Origin of the sequence: uncultured Sanguibacteroides sp. (assembly GCF_900543425.1) — a bacterium.
Taxonomy (GTDB): Bacteria; Bacteroidota; Bacteroidia; order Bacteroidales; family Marinifilaceae; genus Gabonibacter.
Genome location: NZ_UQRQ01000007.1, coordinates 83,524 through 104,330, shown reverse-complemented (window position 1 = coordinate 104,330; position 20,807 = coordinate 83,524). Strand labels below are relative to the sequence as shown.

At 39.9% G+C, this 20,807-nt stretch carries 13 protein-coding genes; 12 read left to right on the top strand and 1 reads right to left on the bottom strand.

Features of this window, described 5'->3' with window-relative positions:
- Window positions 1-21 precede the first annotated feature (21 nt).
- Window positions 22-1,491 (top strand): Do family serine endopeptidase, encoded by a 1,470-nt coding sequence (locus QZR76_RS05460; protein ID WP_294141121.1) that lies wholly within the window; start codon window positions 22-24, stop codon window positions 1,489-1,491.
- A gap of 99 nt (window positions 1,492-1,590) precedes the next feature.
- A complete protein-coding gene (locus QZR76_RS05455) occupies window positions 1,591-2,451 on the top strand; it encodes a sigma-70 family RNA polymerase sigma factor (RefSeq protein WP_041502623.1) in 861 nt (286 codons plus the stop codon).
- 40 nt (window positions 2,452-2,491) lie between these two features.
- Here the strand turns inward: QZR76_RS05455 and QZR76_RS05450 are convergent, their stop codons facing one another.
- The gene (locus tag QZR76_RS05450) at window positions 2,492-3,001 is read right to left on the bottom strand and encodes a sigma-70 family RNA polymerase sigma factor (RefSeq protein ID WP_294141119.1); all 510 of its coding nucleotides are present in this window, start codon (window positions 2,999-3,001) and stop codon (window positions 2,492-2,494) included.
- A 538-nt stretch (window positions 3,002-3,539) separates the two neighbouring features.
- Between QZR76_RS05450 and QZR76_RS05445 the strand changes: the two genes are divergently transcribed.
- The 10 genes from QZR76_RS05445 to QZR76_RS05400 all read left to right on the top strand — a co-directional run bounded on the left by QZR76_RS05445 (window position 3,540) and on the right by QZR76_RS05400 (window position 20,800).
- Window positions 3,540-3,887, top strand: a complete 348-nt coding sequence (locus QZR76_RS05445; RefSeq protein WP_294141117.1) for a hypothetical protein — start codon at window positions 3,540-3,542, stop codon at window positions 3,885-3,887.
- Window positions 3,888-3,920: 33 nt separating this feature from the next.
- Entirely contained in the window at window positions 3,921-7,214 is a 3,294-nt protein-coding gene (locus QZR76_RS05440) for a hypothetical protein (protein ID WP_294141115.1), read from the top strand.
- A 104-nt stretch (window positions 7,215-7,318) separates the two neighbouring features.
- Window positions 7,319-7,744, top strand: coding sequence for a carboxypeptidase-like regulatory domain-containing protein (locus QZR76_RS05435; protein WP_294141113.1), 426 nt, complete (start codon window positions 7,319-7,321; stop codon window positions 7,742-7,744).
- 605 nt (window positions 7,745-8,349) lie between these two features.
- Window positions 8,350-9,558, top strand: a complete 1,209-nt coding sequence (locus tag QZR76_RS05430) for a FecR domain-containing protein (protein ID WP_294141109.1) — start codon at window positions 8,350-8,352, stop codon at window positions 9,556-9,558.
- Window positions 9,559-9,644: 86 nt separating this feature from the next.
- On the top strand, window positions 9,645-13,037 hold the full coding sequence (locus QZR76_RS05425) for a SusC/RagA family TonB-linked outer membrane protein (RefSeq protein WP_294141107.1): 3,393 nt from the start codon (window positions 9,645-9,647) through the stop codon (window positions 13,035-13,037).
- Window positions 13,038-13,047: 10 nt separating this feature from the next.
- Window positions 13,048-14,532 (top strand): RagB/SusD family nutrient uptake outer membrane protein, encoded by a 1,485-nt coding sequence (locus QZR76_RS05420; protein WP_294141104.1) that lies wholly within the window; start codon window positions 13,048-13,050, stop codon window positions 14,530-14,532.
- 24 nt (window positions 14,533-14,556) lie between these two features.
- Window positions 14,557-15,399, top strand: a complete 843-nt coding sequence (locus QZR76_RS05415; RefSeq protein ID WP_294141102.1) for a DUF4843 domain-containing protein — start codon at window positions 14,557-14,559, stop codon at window positions 15,397-15,399.
- Between the two features lie 24 nt (window positions 15,400-15,423).
- The gene (locus QZR76_RS05410; RefSeq protein ID WP_294141101.1) at window positions 15,424-17,025 is read left to right on the top strand and encodes a PKD-like family lipoprotein; all 1,602 of its coding nucleotides are present in this window, start codon (window positions 15,424-15,426) and stop codon (window positions 17,023-17,025) included.
- Window positions 17,026-17,570: 545 nt separating this feature from the next.
- Window positions 17,571-18,515 carry an ATP-binding cassette domain-containing protein gene (locus tag QZR76_RS05405; RefSeq protein ID WP_294141099.1) on the top strand — a complete coding sequence of 315 codons (945 nt, stop codon included), beginning with the start codon at window positions 17,571-17,573 and terminating at the stop codon, window positions 18,513-18,515.
- Window positions 18,512-20,800, top strand: coding sequence for a Gldg family protein (locus QZR76_RS05400; RefSeq protein WP_294141098.1), 2,289 nt, complete (start codon window positions 18,512-18,514; stop codon window positions 20,798-20,800). Before QZR76_RS05405 ends, QZR76_RS05400 begins: the two co-directional genes overlap by 4 nt.
- Window positions 20,801-20,807 lie beyond the last annotated feature (7 nt).

Sequence of the window (20,807 nt, the reverse complement as noted above, 5' to 3'; positions counted from 1 at the left end):
GTTAAATCAAAAGATAAAGATATGGCAATTACAAAATCATTACTAAACCTCGGGTTAGGGATGGCAGGAGGATGTATTGCATTCTTCGTTATAGATACTTTACAAAAGGAGCCGATAAAACCTGTTCAACCTTTGGAGGTCGTTTCTCCGACCGCAGTTCGTCCGGTAACCATGGTAAACGATAATGCAATTAATAGCGTACCTGCTGGAAATGTGGACTTAAGGGATGCTGCCAAAAAGACAGTTCCTGCTGTGGTTCATGTCAAAACGATACAGATGGGAAGAGAGATTGTGGGGAATCCTTTATTGGAATTCTTTTATGGGAGAGCTCCCCGGGTTCGTGAGGTTCCGCAACGTATGGGATTTGGTTCGGGAGTTATTGTTTCGGAGGATGGGTATATTGTAACCAATAACCATGTGATTGACGGGAGTGACGATATTACGGTCGTTTTGAATAATAAAAAGGAGTATAAGGCGAAAATTATTGGGAAAGATGCCAATACGGATATTGCTTTGTTGAAAATAGAAGAACATGGATTACCCTATCTGGACTATGGGAATTCGGATGATGTGGAATTAGGTGAATGGGTTTTGGCCGTGGGGAATCCGTATAATTTGACTTCTACCGTGACTGCCGGAATTATTAGTGCGAAGGCACGTGATTTGGGTATGGATAGAAGACAAATGAATTTAAGTTCTTTTTTGCAAACGGATGCGGCCGTGAATCCCGGAAACAGTGGAGGTGCTTTGGTAAATGCCAAAGGGGAGTTGATCGGAATCAATACGGCTATAGAGTCGCCCACGGGATCTTATTCCGGTTATGCCTTTGCAGTTCCGGCGAATATAGCTCGTAAGGTGGTTGGAGATTTGAAGAATTTTGGAACCGTACAACGGGCCGTTTTAGGGATTCGTATGAACGAAGTGACGGCGGAATTGGCTAAAGAATTGAATCTAAAAGATGTAGGAGGAATATATGTTATAGAGGTACTTGCTAATGGAGCAGCGGCGAAGGCCGGTATAAAGAAAGGAGATATTATCAAAGAGATCAATGGTATTGAGGTAAATACTGTCTCTGCATTTCATGGTCAACTTGGAAAATATCATCCGGGGACTACAGTAGATGTACGTGTTGAACGGAATGGAAAGAGCAAAAATATGAATGTACTTTTGCAAAATATGTATGGTGACACGGCATTGGTGGATATGAAGGATGACGGTATTTTAGGTGCGGTGGTTGAACCTTTGTCTAAAGAGGAGCGATATCGATATGGAATCAACAAAGGAGTGAAGATTACCGAATTGAAAAACGGACATTTAAAGGGTATCGGATTGCAAAAAGGGTATATTATTGTAAAGATTAATAACTATTGGATATACGATAAAGACGATCTGGTGAAAGCATTGAAGATAGCAGAGAATGAAGGAGTTTTGATTACTGCTATTTCACCGAGAGGGCGGATCGAATATTTTGCATTATCATTACAGGATTAAAAAAAGTTAATAAACGAAAGGTGGCGATTTTAACATATTGGTATATGGATAAAATGTTCTACCTTTGCCACATATTTCGGGGAGAATATAAAAACAATTATGAGACAGCTAAAGATAACAAAATCTATAACAAACAGGGAGAGTGCATCTCTCGATAAGTATTTGCAGGAGATTGGTAAGGAGGATTTGATCACCGTGGAGGAGGAGGTTGAGTTAGCTCAGAGAATTCGGAAAGGGGATCAAAGGGCATTGGAGAAGTTGACGAGGGCAAATTTACGTTTTGTTGTTTCTGTGGCAAAGCAATACCAGAATCAGGGGTTAAGTTTACCAGATTTAATCAATGAGGGGAATTTAGGGTTGATCAAAGCTGCTGAAAAATTTGATGAAACCAGAGGGTTTAAATTTATTTCTTATGCCGTATGGTGGATTCGTCAATCTATTTTACAAGCCTTAGCTGAACAATCGCGTATTGTGCGATTACCATTAAATCAAGTCGGTTCATTAAATAAAATCAATAAAGCTTTTTCTCGATTCGAACAAGAACACGAACGTCGTCCTTCTCCGGAGGAATTGGCGGATACGTTGGATTTACCGGCAGAAAAAGTGGCGGATACGTTAAGAGTGTCCGGACGTCATATATCGGTAGATGCGCCTTTCGTGGAAGGAGAGGATAATAGTTTGTTGGATGTGTTGATCAACGATGATTCGCCTGTAGCGGATAAAACTTTGATTAATGAATCTTTGTCAACGGAGGTAGAGCGGGCCTTATCCACTTTAACCGAAAGAGAACGGGATATTATTCGTCTTTTTTTCGGGATCAATTGCCAGGAAATGACGTTGGAAGAGATCGGAGAGAAGTTTGGGTTGACGCGTGAACGGGTTCGTCAAATTAAGGAAAAAGCGATAAGACGTTTGCGTCATTCGTCACGGAGTAAGTTGTTAAAAACCTATTTAGGATAATAAAAAAGCGCCTTTAAGGCGCTTTTTTTAATGTTATCTGCTATCTAATGTTATATTGATGCTTTTCGAAATATTCCTTTAATTTTCGTAAAGCTCCATATTTGAGTGTCTTGACCGTGTTGACAGAGGCTCCGAGAAGTTCTGCAATCTCTTTATTTTCGTAACCGGAAAGGACAAGACGCATGATACGTGCCATCTGTTGAGGAAGTTGATTGATAGCATGGAGTAAAATTTGATTGGTCTCCTCTTCAATAAGCATATTTAAAACATGCGGGTCCTCACTTTCTTCTTTGGGGATTTTATCGTATCGTTTTGTTTCCCTTTGACAACTTCGGAGGTAATTTAATGATTCATTCCGAATCATGATGAAAAGGAAATTTTCAATTGAATTTAAGTTTTGATGCTTGTTTCTGTTTTCCCAGAATTTAATGATTACTTCTTGTGTAATATCTTGTGCAATATCGGGAGAGTTGACATAGTGAAGTGCTGATGCACAAAGTGTTGTATAGTATTTACGGATAAAAACTTCAAGTTTTAAAATTTCTCCCATATCTCATTAAACCTTCGTTTGTTGATAGTACACAATTTTCATTATGGTATGATCCGCTGTACCACATGTCCTTTCATTATCAGTTTATTCTATTTACAAGCTATCGATCTTTTCCCCTCGTTTCTCCCTTTCATAAAACGAAGGTTAATTTATATCGAAAATGCAAGTATAGAAATAATTTTTGAGAAAAGCCATTTTATATTCATCCAAAAATGATTTTAATGATGTCTTTTATAAGAAAATAAGATTATTTGTTTTATCATTCGTTTTAATGGTAAAATGAATTTTATTAAGTCGGTTCATTTTTTTTACGGTCGTTGGTTCAAAGAATAACTTGTGATCATTCTACAAGGTTGTTTTTCAATTCATTTTTTTTTGCTTTTAAAAAGAATATTTTATACTGAAAATCATTTTAAAATATTGCTTTGAGTAAACGGATAACGCGAGTGTTAATTATTTGTAATTTTTGAATTAATGCTAATCCTTTTGCGTTCTTGGTGGTGTCTTCTATAAAAGACTACAATTAAATAGTTGACAAATGAATCAAAAGGTGTGTTCTGTAGGCTGTTACAAATCAATTTTACTGAGCCGGAGTTGGAGTTTTCGTGTATTTGCTATAATTTTTTTATTGTTGATCACTTTTGGGCAATATGCTTTGCAAGGAAATGTGGGAGAGGGGAAATATGCTACGGCTCTTCCCTCCTCTCTTCCCAGGCTTATTGATATTATAAAAAAGACAGGATGGGTGTTGTGGGGTGAGTATGCGCTTTCGGAAGGAGAGAATAAAGCAACTCTTTTGGGAGGAAAGGAACAATGTCTTATTGCCGACGCTGTAAAATGGGTCGTAAACGGATTTAATCCGTTTACGGACTTCCATGTGAATTGAATTTATAAAAACTAACATACTAAAATTAAACCGATGAAATTTCAAATAATAAAAACAATTGCCTGTTACGAGGCCAAATTACTAAGACGGAATTGGGGATTTCGGATATTTGCTGTGATCGCTCTATTGGGGACATGGATATTCCAATATGTGGAACAAATTCAATTTTTATTTTGGTTTAAAATTGCGATGCCTTCTTCTTTGCCTTGGTTCAATACCTATATTTATAATGTCTTACAGGCATTGATGATTATATTTGTCGTGACAGATGTACTGAAAAGGGATCGACGATTCGATTCTGGAATCGTACTTACGGTGTATCCGGTTTCCAATAGCGAACTTATTTTAGGGAAAATGTGGGGTATCGCCAGCGTCTTTATAGGATTAAATTTTATTTCTCTGTTGTTAGCGGCTTCGATGAATATTTTTCTCAGTTTATCCCCTTTTAATCTCTGGTTATACTTTTTTTATTTTCTGACTTTATCCCTCCCCGCCCTGATTTTTATGACCGGTTTTTCTTTTTTCGTTTCTCGTTTGGTAAAAGAACATATTTTTTCTTTGTTACTATTGTTATTATTCTGGGGAGTAACCTATTGGTATTTGCCGGAAATATGTGGAGGAGCTTTTGATTTTTTTGCGATCGGAATTCCAAATCTTTTTTCTACTATCACCGGACATCCGGAACTTTCTCTTTATTTATTGCAACGTGCTTCATTCGTTGGAATTGGTTTGGGGATGCTGTTGCTTGCCGCACTATGGTATAGACGTTTAACGGATGGAAAGGAGTTAAAGAGGTTAAGATATTTGTCTTGTACTCTGTTGACAGTTGGGATTATTTGTATGTTAGGATATAGCTACTCTTTTCTGCATGAAAAAAGTGTTAGAAAGAGGTATGCCGATACTTATGTGAAGTACGCGGATAAGCTTGATTTGCGAGTGGAAAAATCATCTATCGTTTACCGTCAGGAAGGAAATCATATTTTTGCTTCCGTTCAACTTCAAGTTAAAAATATCGGCGAGATCCGAATGCAGGAACTTCTTCTTTATTTGAATCCGGGATTAGAGGTACGTCAATTATCGGATAAAGGTAAAAACTTGGCTTTTTATCGTGATAATCAGGTGATTGTGGTAGAGAAAGAACTTCAGCCCGGGGAGAGTACAACTGTGCAAATAGAGTATGACGGAAAGATTGACGAGCGAATTTGTTATTTGGATATTCCGGATAAAGAATATGCCGATACGCGTTGGAATAATGATGTATGGAGGTTCGGAAAACGAAATGCTTTTGTAGAGAAGGGATATACATTGTTGCTCCCTGAGTGTTTGTGGTATCCGGGAGCGGTTCCTCCGGTAAATTTAAGATCTTTGTATGCCACGGAGAAAAATTTTACAACATATGATTTACGGGTGTTTAATCCGGATCATCAGATGGTGATTTCTCAGGGCAAAGTAGAGGAATCGGGAGATACTGTTAGATTTGTGCCGGGAAATAAATTGACTGGAATTGCACTGAGTATAGGACCTTACGAGAAGAAATCCATAACGGTGGATAGCGTATTATTGGAATGGTATTATTTTAAAGGAAGTAATCTTTTGATAAAGGAGACAGATGATTTTTCAGATTTTCTAATCCCGTTTTTGCAAAAACACTTGAAAGGGTACCCATTTCAACATTTGAAAATGGTTGAAACTCCCGTTACATTGGCCTCTTACGTGAGAAATTGGAAAGGGGGAACTGAAAATGCTCAACCTGAGTTACTTTTTTATCCGGAACGGGGGAGTAAAATTTTAGCCATGTCGGATTATATTGAGTTTAGTGGAGAGGGAGCAGTTAACATGATTGATGGAAATGAAATAATTTCAGGACCTAAAGCAGATTTTATGAGGTTTGGTTTGTTTTTGGAATCTTCTTTTTTGCGTGAATATGCCATGCGGAGAAAACTTGATATGAAACGGCGTTTAGCATTATATATGAGACAAGAAATGATAAGCGTGCTAAAATCCGAGGCTATTCCTAATGAATACTCTATTCAGCCTTTGTATTCCAATTATTGGGGATTTATGAGTTCTCCCGACTATCCGATGATGGATCGCATATTGCAAGTCATGTTAAGATTTCAGGAGGATAATGCTACTTCAAGTATAGTAAAGATGCCGCTTTTCTTAGGAATGAACGAATATCAACAGGCGATGGTCTATCTGACTTCACATAGTTTGGAAGATGCGCTGAATGATGATACTTTACCTATAGGGATTATGACGGAAATAATTAATATAAAGGCCAGGGATTTAAAAAACAGGATTTCAACCTCTGTATCTTATACGGATCTACATCAATTTTTGAGTGATTTTAGGAGCTCCTATCTTTTTGGAGAGATTGATTTTAAACAATTTAGACAAGCTTTTTCGGATCAATTTCAGGTAGATATTTTACAATGGCTACCTGAATGGTATGAGGGAAGACAAACGGCAAGTTTAATTATAAAGGATTTAGGTGTCGATAAAGTAGAGAACGGAGAGGTAAAGGGATACCGTGGTCGGGTACGGGTGTACAACCCTTCGGAAACAGACGGAGTCTTATCCGTCATGGAGCGTGGTGGGTATATAAAACATTTCATGATCAACCGGGGAGAAGCGAAAGAGATTCGATTCCTTCTCGGTAAGATGCCGAGGGTAATATATGTAAATACCAACTTGTCGCAAAATATCCCTCAAACTCTTCATTGGGTTATGAATCCGACCGTAAAAATGGTTGTTGTTTCCGATACTTCACAAGGGATCTTTGATATGGATAAAAATTATTTTTTGCCGGAACCCGATGAGATTGTTATAGATAATGAGGATGATGGTTTTCAGATTGATAATGTAGTGTCTAAACGTTTTATAGGAAAAATATTGAAAAAGAAGGAATACGATATACCGTTGCATATCACATCCAATAGTTGGACTCCCGGAATAGACGAATCCTGTTACGGGGGAGTTGTGCGGAGTGCTTATTTGAAGTTGGGAGGGGGAGAGAATAATCATGTCACGTGGAGGGCAAATATTCAACGAGCAGGTGTGTATGAGCTATGGGTATATGTGCCTACTCTCCCTGCTTTTATCTATAACGGTTCGTTAGAAGGGGATTGCTTACAATATTATGCGGTTCAAAACGGAGAGGAAAACGATGAATTTAGTATTAATATCACGAAAGATCAAGGTTGGGTTTATGTCGGTGAATATCGGCTTCCGAAAGGAGAAAATCGTGTCGTTTTATTGGACCGGGCACAATCTCAAGTTCGTTTTGTTGCCGATGCCATCAAATGGAAATATATTAACGAATAGAGATTCCTTATTTAAAGGAATCTTTTGGAGAGAGTACTTTTTGATTATGTTGACTTTGAATACAGTACTGCCTTAATAATAAATGTTTTACTAAAATTAATGCTATGAAAACAAAATTCTTTTTTCAGAAGATGATGATGCTTCTTTTTGTCATTTGTTCTTTCCATGTTGTCTCTTGTGGGCAATCGAGTAAAATAACCGGAACGGTTACGGATGTATTCAAGGAGCCTATTATCGGTGCTAATGTACAGATAAAAGGGACATCCTTCGGAACGATTACGGATTTTGACGGCAAATATGTTTTATACGGAGTAATGCCTTGGGATACGTTGGTATTTTCGTATATCGGAATGAAAACGGTGAAAGTCGGGGTAAGAGGTTATAGCGTAATAGATGTTACTATGTATGATGGTAGTATGATGTTATCGACCAATACCCTTCAAAAACGATTGTTAGCTTTTCATCGGGAAGGTGTCTTTTTCGATTATGATCGCTATTTAAAGATGAGGATGCAACCTCAGGTGTGTTAATTTTCAGGTGAAAGTGTTGGGTACAAAAAGAAGAATAGTTTTACCGTAGTACTGTATTCTGTCAATGTATAATTTGTGTCGGAGGTTGTCTTTAAAAGAATTTTTTTAGGCAACCTCCTTTTTTTATCGGGTCGTGTATTATATGATTTTGTTTTTTGGCGTTATATGGGTAAAATTATTTAATCATCTTTTTTCAATTTTCATTCATCCTTTTAAGGGTTTGTGGTATCTTAAAACAAGATGTTATATTAAATTTAAAATTAGGTAATTATATACATCCTGAAATTTATATGCATTGGAATACACCCGTGATAGAAGATCGTACTGCTTACGATTCTATCGTAATAAGAAAGAATTTACTATTCTATGTGAAAAGGGAAGAGGAAAGAAATTGTATAGTATAGGTAATTTATCTGTAGTAGAGATTGTAAAATCTGCTACAGATATCCTTTTTCTGTTTAAAGAAATGATAATGTTTGTCATTGTATAATAGATATTTAGAAGTGAGGAGTAAAAAAAATGTTTTTTTTATTGTTTTTTTTCGTGTTTCATTCATCCTGTCTTGTGCTTTGTGGTGTCTTAAGATAAAAAATAGAGGATGTGTTATGGTATTAGATAGAGCGCAGTTATTGGCTGAAATCATTATACGGGTTAAATTGAAAAGGGCTTCTTGGGAAGAACGGGAAGTATTAGGGAAGTGGTTAGACGAAAGTGATGAAAATCGCCAATTATATAAGAATATTATTCGGGGGACGAGTATTGCTAAACGATTGAGATTGGAAGATGAAATCAATCGAACAACGAATTTTGATGAGATTCATAAAGAGATTTCCGGGCGTCTCCTTAGAGGGAAAAAACAAAAGAAGTATTTCGTAATAGGAGGGAGTGTTGCGGCCGCATGTATGGTGGGTGTGTGCATATCACTAATTCTGTTGTTTGAGAAAAAACCAATGGAAAGACTTTCTATGATTCCAGTCAAACAACAAGAAGCGGTTGAAATCAGTCCGGCCCGGGGGAAGGTAATGTTAGTGTTGGAAGATGGAAGAGAGATAAATTTAAATGTTTCGTTAACGGATACATTGCAACTTTCATCCGTTGCTGTGATTGAAGAACAGGGAAAATTATCTTATAAAACGCTATCCGATTCCTTGCCTGTAGAGGAAGTGAGACATATTATTCGTACTTATTGTAGTGATTATCAATTGGTATTAAGTGACGGAACCAAGGTATGGCTTAATGCGAAATCGGAGATCGATTATCCGGTAGAGTTTTTAGGTGATAAAAGGGAAATTTTCTTGAAAGGAGAAGCTTATTTTGAGGTTGCGCCTGATACGGAGAAGCCTTTTATCGTAAAAACAGCTTCTATGCAAACAAGGGTGTTGGGAACTTCTTTTAATATTAGTGCTTATGAAAATGAGCAAAATGTTTACACTACGTTGTTAACAGGAAAGGTAGAAGTGAGATTGAATAAACGGGGAAACACTTCTCCCATTACGCTAAAACCTAATATGCAATTGAAATTGGATAAAGAAAGTGGGGATTTTTCAGTAGAAAAGGTGCGGATAGAAAAGGTTACGGCTTGGCGTCACGGTGTTTTTGTATTTGATGAGGATGATATTGAAGTGGTAACGCGAATGTTATCCCGTTGGTACGACGTGATGTTTGTTTTTGACGGTGAACGGAAAGGACCCCATACGTTTAGCGGGCGGATGAGTAAAGATGAAAAACTGGACGAAATATTAAAGATGCTTACTTTAGCCGGAGGACCGGAATTTAAAGTCATAGGAAAAACGGTACACATAATAGAGAAATAAAATACCGGAAATGCTTTAGCGAGCATTTCCGGCTAAAAAACCTTGTTGACAGCAAGGTATGTGTTTAATTAAAACGTAACAAAAGTATGAAAAAAAACTACAAACCAAAAGGGTTCTGTGGACTTTTGGTGACTTGTAGAGTATTGTTTTGCAGTATTTTGCTGTTAGGCATTACTGCGGCGCTTACAAGTTCACCGGTCTACGGACAACAAAACACAAAACGATTTTCTTTAAAACTTACTCAGGTTAGTGTATTGGATGCACTACGGGAAATTAATCAATTGAGTGACAATTCCGTTGTATTTAAGAAGGAGGAGGTGGAGAAGGAGACAGTGAAAGTAACAGTTGATTTAAACAATGTCACGACTCTTCAGGCTGTTCAGGCTTGTATCAAAAACACGAATCTGGAGTGTAGGGAATTGAACGACAAAGTTGTTGTAGGACCTAAAAAAGCGCCGACTTCGGTTACGATCACGGGTACCGTGAAGGATAAAGAAGGACAGCCGTTGCCGGGAGCGACAGTTGTTGTTGCAGGAGATTCTTTGCATTTGGGAACCAGTACGACCATTGACGGTGCTTATACCTTGACGGTTCCGAGTGCTGTAAAATCTTTAATTTATTCGTTTATCGGCTATAAATCTCAACAGGTTGTTATCGGTAATCGTACCGTGATCAATGTGGTGCTGGAAGAAGATGTTAAAGAGGTGGAGGAGGTTGTCGTAACCGGTATGTTTACCCGTAAGGCGAATACTTATGCCGGATCTGCCGTTACCTTGACATCGAAAGATATTGTGCGTACAGGTAGTTCGAATCTGTTTCAAAGTCTGAAGAACCTGGATCCGGCTTTGTTTATTATGGATAACCTGGATATGGGATCGAATCCGAATAGCTTACCACAAATGCAAATGCGCGGTGTGTCCAGTTTCCCGGTAGAAGAGACCGGAATTCAGCTTAAAGGTAATTACCAAAATAATCCTAATCAACCGTTATTTATGTTAGACGGATTTGAAACCACGGTAGAGCGTGTGATGGATATGGACATGAACCGGATCGAAAGTGTTACGTTATTGAAAGATGCGGCAGCAAAGGCAATCTATGGTTCAAAAGCAGCGAATGGAGTAGTGGTTATCACGACTAAACGCGTAACGGGAACCCAGCAACTTGTAACCTATACGGGAAGTGTCGATATTGAGATGCCAGACTTGACCAGTTATAATCTATGTAATGCGGCAGAGAAGCTGGAAGCAGAGAGAATAGACGGTATGTACGATTATAAGAATATGGACGAAGAGATCAGATATTCCCAATTGTACGAGGAAAGAAAACAGCTTATTGCGGCCGGTTTGGATACCTATTGGCTTTCGAAACCTCTACGCACGGGAGTCGGACATAAACATAATCTTTCCGTTCAATTGGGTGACCAGAATTTACAGGCGTTATTCAGTTTGACTTACAATCAGGTGATGGGAGTTATGAAAGGATCTGACCGTAGAAATATTATCGGAGAGATCGATCTTTCTTATCGCAAAGACAACTTGTTATTTAGAAATAATGCTTCCATAACAAACAATAAGAGTAATGATTCTCCTTACGGGGCATTTAGTAAATACGCGCAAATGAATCCTTATTGGAGAGCCAAGGACCCGGAAACAGGAGAAGTAGCCCGTTGGGCTTATACCGGACAAGGAGCTTCTGTTGCAAACCCTATGTACGATGCAGAGATCGGAACTCTTTATCAGCAATCATATGTTGAGTTTATCAATAACTTTGAAATCGAGTGGAGACCTATTGAGGCTTTGATTTTAAGAGGTGGGATTACATTAGGCTTGAAGAGAAATGACGGTGACGAGTTTTTACCCGCAACTCACTCTTCATTTGCCAGTATTAACAAATATTCTTCTACTGAAGAACAGCTTCGGAAAGGATCTTACCGGATAGATGAAGGTAAGAGCAGTACCGTGTCTGCCAATATAAACGCGACTTATTCGGGGACATTTGCAGATCGTCATAATATTTTCTTGAACTTCAGAACGGAGATAGGAGAGAATAAAAGTCAGGCTTATGTATTCCAGGCGGAGGGTTTTCCTAACAACCAGATTGCCGATATCACTTTTGCGCGCCAGTACGCTAAAGATTCCCGTCCTTACGGAAGTTCTTCCTGGAACAGGAATTTGAGTTTCGTACTTGCCGGTGGATATAACTTCGATAATCGTTATTTATTGGATTTTAGTGCCAGAGAGGACGCTTCTTCTCTATACGGTGATGACAATCGCTGGGCTTTAGGATGGTCTTTGGCTTTAGGGTGGAATTTGCATAACGAGAAATTTTTTAAGAATGATATTATTCAGCAATTTAAGTTGCGGGCATCTATCGGTGTAACCGGAAACCAGAATTTCTATAACAATGAAGCTGTTGCGACTTACGAATATTACACAACAGATAATTACTTGGGAATGACGGGAGCTCAGGTTGCACGTATGGCTAACCCGAAATTGAAGGGCGAACAGAAAAAAGATTACAACGTGGGATTTGATGCCATTATTTATAAGGCTAATATCCGTTTTGATTATTACTGGGCCGATACCAAGAATATGTTGACCGATGTTTCTATTTCCACATCGACTGGTTTCTCTACCGTGAAAGATAATTTGGGTTTGGTTCGGAATCAGGGTGTCGAGGTTTACTTGACTTATAATGTATTCCAGAATAATAAAGGCTTTTTGAACGTGTTCGGTTCTTTGACGACCACGACGAATAAGATTATTCGTTTGTCGGAGAGTATGAGGACGTATAACGCCTTGCGGGATAAGATGGCAGCCGATAAGGGAAATAATAAGCCGGTAACAAAATACGTGGATGGAGAATCCATGAATACGATATGGGCCGTACCTTCTTTGGGAATTGATCCTCAGACGGGAAACGAGGTATATGTAAAACGTAACGGCGAGTTGACTTATACTTATGACGAGAATGATCAGGTGCCGGCGGGAAATTCTTTGGAAAAATACAGAGGAACTTTCGGTTTTACTGCTGAATATAAAGGATTCGGATTAAGCACCACTTTCCGTTATTATACCGGTTACCAAAAGTATAACTCGACTTTGGTAGATCGGGTAGAAAACGTGGATATGAACTATAATGTGGATAAACGGGCTTTATACGGTCGTTGGAAAGAACCGGGACAGGTGGCGCAATTCAAACGTTTGGGAACATTCCAATATGACGGTGATGCACAGTCATACCAGGAAAAGACACGTCCTACAACTCGTTTTGTGCAGGATGAAAGTTTACTTACCTGGGGAGCTTTAAACCTCTATTATGAATTCCAGCCTAATGTGCTTAAGTCGCTTAGAATGAGTAGATTGAAAATTTCTTTTAACATGAATGATATTGCTACTTTCTCTTCCGTTAAAGTAGAACGTGGATATAGTTATCCGTTTGCCAGAACAATGTCATTTTCTCTTATAGGATCATTTTAAATAAATAGATATGAAACGAATAACACAATATATAACTTTGTTTATCCTCCTCTTTTCTGTTACGTCATGTAACGATTGGTTGGATGTAACACCTGCATCACAGGTACCTGAAGAGGATCAGTTTAAAGATGAACCCGGATTCCGGCAAGCGTTAATCGGTTGCTATATCGGGTTGGCCAGTGAAACCTTGTATGGTAAAAACCTGTCTTGGTATGTGCTGGATGTACAGGATGGAAAATATGATTTGTATCCTTCGGCTCAGGTTTATCCGATGGCTGCTTATCAGTATAAGCATGTGAGAGCGACTCCTATTATTGATGCCGTTTGGTTGAATGCCTATAATATTATCGCCAATGCAAATAACGCTCTTAAATTTATTGAAAAGAGATCCAATGTCTTGGACCCGATCTCTTACAAGGTGATAAAGGGAGAATTATTAGCTATCCGGGCTATGTTGCATTTTGACCTGATGCGTATTTACGGATATGGAAACTTGGCTTCTCGTACAGATAAAGAGACAAAGCTCACGATTCCTTATGTTAAAGAATACAAGAAAGAGACGACGGAGCAATTGTCTTATAAAAAAACAATAGATTTGATTGTGGCTGATTTAAAAGAAGCCCTGGATTTATTGAAAGAAGAGGATCCTGTCACGAAAAAGCACACGGATGATTATTATGATAATTTAAATGACGACGGATTTTATAGTGATCGTACCTATCGTTTGAATTATTTTGCCGTAAAAGCTTTACTGGCGAGGGTATATATGTGGGAAGGAAGTGACGCTTCTTTGTTGTTAGCCCGCCAAGAGGCGTTGGATGTGATCGAAGATGGAGAAAAGGTCGATCTTTACACGTGGGTGACGAATGATGGTATTTCCACGGATTTGATTCTTTCTACGGAACATATTGCTTCCTTGAATGTACTGACGTTGTCAGATAAAATTTCCGGATATTTTAAATTGAATTTTACGGATACGGATTATGAGCAGATTAAATTGTCTGAAGAGGGAGTACAGAATATTTTTGATGAAAGCGGAACGGGTAGTAATGCTGATTTCAGGGGATCATCCAAAATGTTATTCCCTACTTCCAATGGTTACTATGTACCTTTGAAACTGGCTCAGGACCGGGCGATCAGCGGAACGAATTGTTTGAACAGAATTCCTCTGGTACGTATTTCGGAGATGTATTTGATCGTGGCGGAAACCTATCTGAAAGGAACGGATGTTAACACTACCGAAGCTGCCAAATATTTGACGACTTTACGTGAGAATCGTTCTAACTTCATTGATATTTCAGGATACACCCGAGATCAGTTGTTGACCTGTTTGACGAACGAATATAGGCGGGAGTTCCTTTGTGAAGGTGTGACGTTCCTCTATTTCAAACGTATCGGGGAAATAAATATTCCGAATTTGTCTACTCCGATGAGCGATGAGACTTATGTGTGGCCCTATCCGGAGACAGAAGCAGCAATGGGTCTTGTTCAATAAGTTTAATAGTATAAATTCAATGTTATGAATAAATTAAAATTTATATATACGATATGTATATTCGCTTTGGGATTGCTTATTGCAGGATGTTCCAAAGAGGAGATACCTACTTATAACGAGGAGTTTCCCACGGTTACTTTTCCGTGGACGGGAATAGGAATACGAACCTATCCTGGTTATAATACTACGACAAAGAAATTCGAAAAAGTATACTCTTTCTGGTCTGATCCGGACAAGGAGAAAGTTATTGTCGATATCCCTTTGGAAGTGGTAGGGGATGTACGGAGCTACGACCGGAAAGTAAATTATACGCTTGATCTGGATAGTTGTACATTGGTAGATGGTTCTTATAAAATTTTGGAAGCGGTAATTCCCGCGGGAGAAGCATTTGGTAAGATCTCGATCGAGTTAACCAAATTGCCTGTTCTGGAGACGGAGACCTGCATTTTGGAATTGGTATTGGCTGCTTCTGACGATTTTGTAAAAGGACCGAAAGAGTATACGCGTGTAAAATTTATGTGGGATAATCAATTGCCTATGCCGAGATCCGGAACATTCTACTGTCGTACTTATAATTATTTGATTGCTGCGGGACAGAGTATGAATTTGGCTACTTATGACTATTACAGTAAAAATGCCCATAAAGCGATATTGGAGGCTTTGGATTGGCCTTGGGAATCCGATAAATGGCCGGCATACAATAACCGTGATCCGCTCGGATTGACCTTCTATACTACTGCCCAAACCAATGCCTATTACGATTTATTGAATGCCTATTTAGAGGCCTATGAAGAGGTTAACGGGGAGCCTTTGCTGCATGACGGAGGATTAGCAAAAGGACAACCGGTTAAGGCGAGAAAGTTTTAATTTAACAGATCAAAGATTATTCATATGAAAAATATATTTTATCTATTGATACTTTTATTGAGTAGTGGCCTTTGGTCATGTTATGACGATAAAAGTACTTACGATACGGAAAAACTTCCTGAAATAAAGATTGACTTGGAAAATATTTCCGATGTTCAAAGGACTACCTATTTGGGAAATCTTAAAATAGATATACCTATTACAAAAGACGGACAGGCTAATCACCCGGATTTAGGATATTTATGGAAGATTCAGTTGGGAACCTCTTCTTTGGATTATGTGACTGAAGAACTCTCACATGAAAGAGTATTGGATATGACGGCCAATATGCCGATTAATGCCGGCGGTTATAAGCTTTTGTTAACGGTGACGGATTCTGCAACTACATTGCAATATTTTGCTTCTTTCACCTTAGTGGTAACCAGTGAATTCGGGGAAGGACTTGTTGTAGCCCATTCTCAAGACGGACAAACCTCAGATCTCTCTTTGGTGATGGACGAAAATCTGACCAAAGATTTTACCGGGGAGAGAAAGGTGATCTCTAATATTTATGCTTCCAAAGGAGAGGTATTTCCGGATAAGATCAAGAATATGATGTATACCGTTTCCGGATCAACCTATGGAACCTATCGGAACATTTTATGGGTAGCAGGTGAAAAAGGAGCTTACCGGATCGATGTAGAAGATTACTCCTACACGGATACCAAGAGTATTGTGCCCATGGCGGATGCTTCTTTCGAGGCTGATGCTTTTTATCCTTCTGCCCAAGTAACGCTAATGGTCGCTAATCAACAAATTTATCAACATTTGCGTCAAAACGACAATATGTTTGTTAAACCGGAAAAAATCACCAATGTACAAGGCCTTGAATCCAATTATTTGGATAATGCTGTTTTGGCATCTGCTGTCGGTGATAATGGGAATAGAGCCAATGCCGTATGGTATGATTCTAATATGGAATGTTTTGGTCGTTTTAATAGTTATTATTCAGCTCCCAAATGTCAATTGTTCAGTTCTTCGGAATACAATCAATCTTTCCCCTTTGATCCTTCCAATATTCGGGATAAGGAAGCCATTGCAGGGGGAATGATGGAGAGAGACGGTTTAGCTATGGTATTACGGGATAAAACAACTCAGGAGTATGAAATTTATATTTTTAAGACGCAAAATTCGAATTATGATCTGATCGCTCCGACTCCTTATGCTTTGTATAATGTTCCGGCCGGATTGAAAACCGTTATGGATGCGGCTGTTTCTTATACCTTTAGCTCGGTTGACCCGATCATGTATGTTGCCACGGAAACCGACGTATATGCCGTTAGAATGTCATTGGGTACGTTGACTTATGAATCTAAATATACGGTTGCCAGTGGAGAAAAGATCTCTATCGTTAGATTCTATATGCAGGGACGTTATAATATGGATCCTACCGAATTTGATAGTGATGCTTCAGCTTTGGTTCCGTTGAATGCAAAAGCTGTGCTGATTGCTACTCAGGCAGGGGATGCCGGAAAAGTTTATCTGGTTCCGCAAAAAGATTTAGGAACAGGTAACTTAGATAAAGAAAAACAAGTAACCTACGACGGGTTCGGTGTGATTTCGAATATCGTTGTCCAAGGGAAATAATTTTTTAAGTAGGTAAGCAATTATTGCTTACCTACTTAATTCATATTCGTGGATAATTACTGCGTATTAAAATTTTGTTTCGTTTAGGTCTGCTTTTTATAAATAGAAGGTAGAAGGGGTGAAGTATAATCTAAAAGAAATAGGAAGCTCAAGTCAGAAATATCAACTGGTGTCAGAAATTTGTGTTGTAAATCTGCATGATAGTATGATGGGGATGTGTGTGTAATCAAAAGAAATGATGGAAGAAACAATTGTAAGAGTGGAAAATCTATCCTACCGTTATCGTGTTCAGAGGGCTATGCGGGGCATCAATTGCGAAATTTCCCACAACGGGTACACGTCCTTTGGGAGTCACGGGGTGGGTAAATCAACCGCGATGAACATATGTGTGGGGTATTGAAATCGATGCAAGGTCATGTTATCTGGATTCGCAAACGAGGAAGACAATTGGACAACTATGCAGGGTTTCCTCGAAGAGACTATCACATAGTTGATAATCGAACTAAGAAGAATATTCGATGTAATATAATGTAATTAAATAAATTATGGAAGAATCAGTAGTAAGAGTAGAACATTTGTCCCATCGTTATAGCGTTCAATGGGCGATACGGGATATTAATTTCGAGATATACCAGAAGGGTATTCTCGGCTTGCTTGGCTCTAACGGTGCCGGTAAGTCGACGACGATGAACATCATGTGCGGGGTATTAAATCAAACGGAGGGGGAAGTTTATATTAACGGTATTAATTTTCGCGATGACCCGATTGCGGCGAAGATGAACATCGGTTTTTTACCGCAGAAGCCGCCTTTGTACACGGACCTTACGGTTCGCGAATATCTGGCCTATTGTGCGGAGTTACGTTCCGTGGAACCTAAAAAGATCAAGGGAGCGGTGGCGGCGGCGATGTCCCGTTGCGGTATCACTCATTTCAGCAAGCGTTTGTTGAAGAACTTGTCGGGAGGTTACCAGCAACGTGTCGGAATTGCCCAGGCGATTATTCATAATCCGAAGTTCGTGGTTCTGGATGAGCCGACAAACGGTTTGGACCCGAACCAGATTCTTGAGATTCGTGAGTTAATCAAGGAGATCGCTTATGACCGTTCCGTGTTGCTTTCGACTCATATTTTGTCAGAGGTACAGGCTACCTGCGATCATATTAAGATGATCGAGAAGGGTAATCTTGTTTTCTCGGGAACGATGGAGGAGTTTAACAATTATGTTCAGCCCAACTCTTTTGTGGTGGTGATGAAAAACCCTCCGGCGATTGAGGTGTTACGAGAAATCCCTGGAATCGAGCGGGTGGAAGAGGTAAGTCAGAACAGTTATCGGATGTGGTTTACCCGTGATAGTGACGTGACTCGGGAGGTGGTAGAGTTGAGTGTCTCCCGGGGTTGGGAATTAAGTGAGATTACGGTAGAGCGTAGCTCTTTGGATGAAGTATTTGCCCGCTTGTCCGGAAAAGTAAAGATGAATAGCCGTTTGTCATGAGAAAGATATACAAGATAGCGATAACAGAGTTACGTACCCTGTTTTATTCCCCGGTGGCATGGTTGATCCTCGTGGTCTTCACGGTTCAGGCTGCCATGTCTTACACGGGTTTAATCGATACCATATTGATGCAGCAGTTCTCCCGCCCGTTGTGGTACAGTATCGTGCGAGAACTTTTCACTCGTAGTTTCAGCCTTTACCCGACGATGCTGGGTAACCTTTACCTATACATACCGTTATTGACGATGGGTTTGATGAGCCGGGAGTACAGTAGCGGTTCGATCAAGTTGTTGTATTCGTCACCCGTTTCGACGATACAAATCGTTCTGGGTAAATACTTGTCGATGATGCTTTACAGTTTAATTCTTGGAGGAATTTTGCTGGTGTTTGTTTTTTTGACGGGTTTTAACGTTCCCGATTTCGACTATACGCTGGCGTTAAGCGGTGTTTTGGGGCTTTACCTCGTGGTTTGCGCCTATGCGGCGATTGGTCTTTTCATGTCCTGTCTTACTTCTTACCAGGTAGTGGCGGCGGTGTCGACGCTGGCCGTATTGGCTTTCTTGAATTACGTTGGTCGGTTGGGTCAGGATATTCCTCTTGTTCGGGATATCACTTACTGGCTGTCTATTCAGGGGCGTTCCTCGCAAATGATCGAGGGGTTAATCACGAGTGAGGATGTCTTGTACTTCCTTATCGTTATCGGGATGTTTCTTTCTTTATCCGTGATTAAGATACTCTCGGGTAAAAAACGTAATAAAAGTTTAATCGTGACGAGATACTTCGTTGTGACTTTTTTGGCTTTATTCCTGGGCTACCTGAGTTCCCGTCCTGTCTTTAAGTTTTATTACGATGCCTCGGCGACCAAGTTGAACACATTGGCCCCGGCGAGTCAGGAGGTAATGGAGAAGATGGACGGAGGTTTGACGATCACGACTTACGTTAACTTGTTGGAGAGTCATTACCATTGCGGTATTCCCTCGGAAGTGAACAGTGATAAAGACCGTTTTAAAGAGTATATTCGCTTCAAGCCTCGAATGAAGATGAAATACGTATATTATTATAAAGACGTGAAGGACTCGAATAATTACCTGATCGAGCGTTTTTCCGGTTTAACGGAGCGTCAGAAAGCGGAGAAAGTAGTGGTGGCGAATGATTTGAACATGAAAATGTTCCTGACACCTGAGGAACTTTCGCGTCAGATCGATCTATCGGGAGAGAATTACCGTTTTGTTCGTGTAATCGAGCGTGATAATGGCCGGAAGACGTTCTTACGTGTTTACGATGACGGTTATGTTTTCCCTAACGAGGCGGAGATCTCGACGGCGATGAAACGCCTCGTAACGGATGTTCCGAGGGTTGCTTTTGTCGTAGGACATGGTGAACGTGATATCCGCAAGGCCGGGGATCGTGATTATTACACCTTTGCGAAGAGCCCGACTTTCCGGCATTCGTTAATTAACAAGGGGTTTGACACGGAAGTGTTAGATCTTTCCGTGGAGTCTGATGTCCCTGCCGGCGTGAATGTGCTTGTCCTTGCCGATCCTTACACGGCATTAAGTGATAACGAGATAGATAAGATCAACCGTTATATCGATCGCGGTGGTAATCTGGTGATCGCCGGTGAACCGGGTAAACAGTCCATATTGAACCCGCTCACGCGTGTATTGGGAGTCGAATTCGTTCCCGGCGAACTTGTCCAACCGACGGGAGTTTATAATGACAACCTGTTGATTTGCCAGTTTAATGAAGAGGGAGTGAAGGTGATGACCCCTTATAAAAATTTATTAAACCGTTACGGTATTGTAATGCCCGGTGCTGCGGCACTTGCTTTTGACACTACGCGTGGCTTCCAGGTGGTTCCCGTTTTGACGACGGCCGGGGTAGGGAGTTGGAACGAGCTTGAAGGTGGCGATAAGGCCGTCTTTAATCCCCGGGCCGGAGAGGTTCAGGGAGCTTACCCGACGATGCTTGCTTTGACACGGCAGGTGGGTGATCGTGAACAACGGATCGTTGTGCTTGGCGATGCCGATTGTATCAGTAATTCGGAGTTATTGATGGATCGTGTTGGGGTTCAAACATCAAACTTCTCCTTGATCACGGGGATGTTCCGGTGGTTGAGTTACGGTGAATTCCCGCTATCGATCACTCGTCCGGCATATAAGGACACGGTATTGGAGCTGACACGGGAAGGTATGCCCCTGACGAGTTTATTATTGACATGGATATTCCCCGCCTTGTTCGTTTTGGGAGGAGTTGGAGTTTGGATGAAAAGAAGGTTGGGTTAAATAAAAT

What these genes read in the sequence shown, in the direction of transcription:
- QZR76_RS05460 (WP_294141121.1), top strand. Translation starts at nt 22, where the DNA reads ATGGCAATTACAAAATCATTACTAAACCTCGGGTTAGGGATGGCAGGA.
- QZR76_RS05455 (WP_041502623.1), top strand. Translation starts at nt 1,591, where the DNA reads ATGAGACAGCTAAAGATAACAAAATCTATAACAAACAGGGAGAGTGCA.
- QZR76_RS05450 (WP_294141119.1), bottom strand. Translation starts at nt 3,001, where the DNA reads ATGGGAGAAATTTTAAAACTTGAAGTTTTTATCCGTAAATACTATACA.
- QZR76_RS05445 (WP_294141117.1), top strand. Translation starts at nt 3,540, where the DNA reads ATGAATCAAAAGGTGTGTTCTGTAGGCTGTTACAAATCAATTTTACTG.
- QZR76_RS05440 (WP_294141115.1), top strand. Translation starts at nt 3,921, where the DNA reads ATGAAATTTCAAATAATAAAAACAATTGCCTGTTACGAGGCCAAATTA.
- QZR76_RS05435 (WP_294141113.1), top strand. Translation starts at nt 7,319, where the DNA reads ATGAAAACAAAATTCTTTTTTCAGAAGATGATGATGCTTCTTTTTGTC.
- QZR76_RS05430 (WP_294141109.1), top strand. Translation starts at nt 8,350, where the DNA reads ATGGTATTAGATAGAGCGCAGTTATTGGCTGAAATCATTATACGGGTT.
- QZR76_RS05425 (WP_294141107.1), top strand. Translation starts at nt 9,645, where the DNA reads ATGAAAAAAAACTACAAACCAAAAGGGTTCTGTGGACTTTTGGTGACT.
- QZR76_RS05420 (WP_294141104.1), top strand. Translation starts at nt 13,048, where the DNA reads ATGAAACGAATAACACAATATATAACTTTGTTTATCCTCCTCTTTTCT.
- QZR76_RS05415 (WP_294141102.1), top strand. Translation starts at nt 14,557, where the DNA reads ATGAATAAATTAAAATTTATATATACGATATGTATATTCGCTTTGGGA.
- QZR76_RS05410 (WP_294141101.1), top strand. Translation starts at nt 15,424, where the DNA reads ATGAAAAATATATTTTATCTATTGATACTTTTATTGAGTAGTGGCCTT.
- QZR76_RS05405 (WP_294141099.1), top strand. Translation starts at nt 17,571, where the DNA reads ATGGAAGAATCAGTAGTAAGAGTAGAACATTTGTCCCATCGTTATAGC.
- QZR76_RS05400 (WP_294141098.1), top strand. Translation starts at nt 18,512, where the DNA reads ATGAGAAAGATATACAAGATAGCGATAACAGAGTTACGTACCCTGTTT.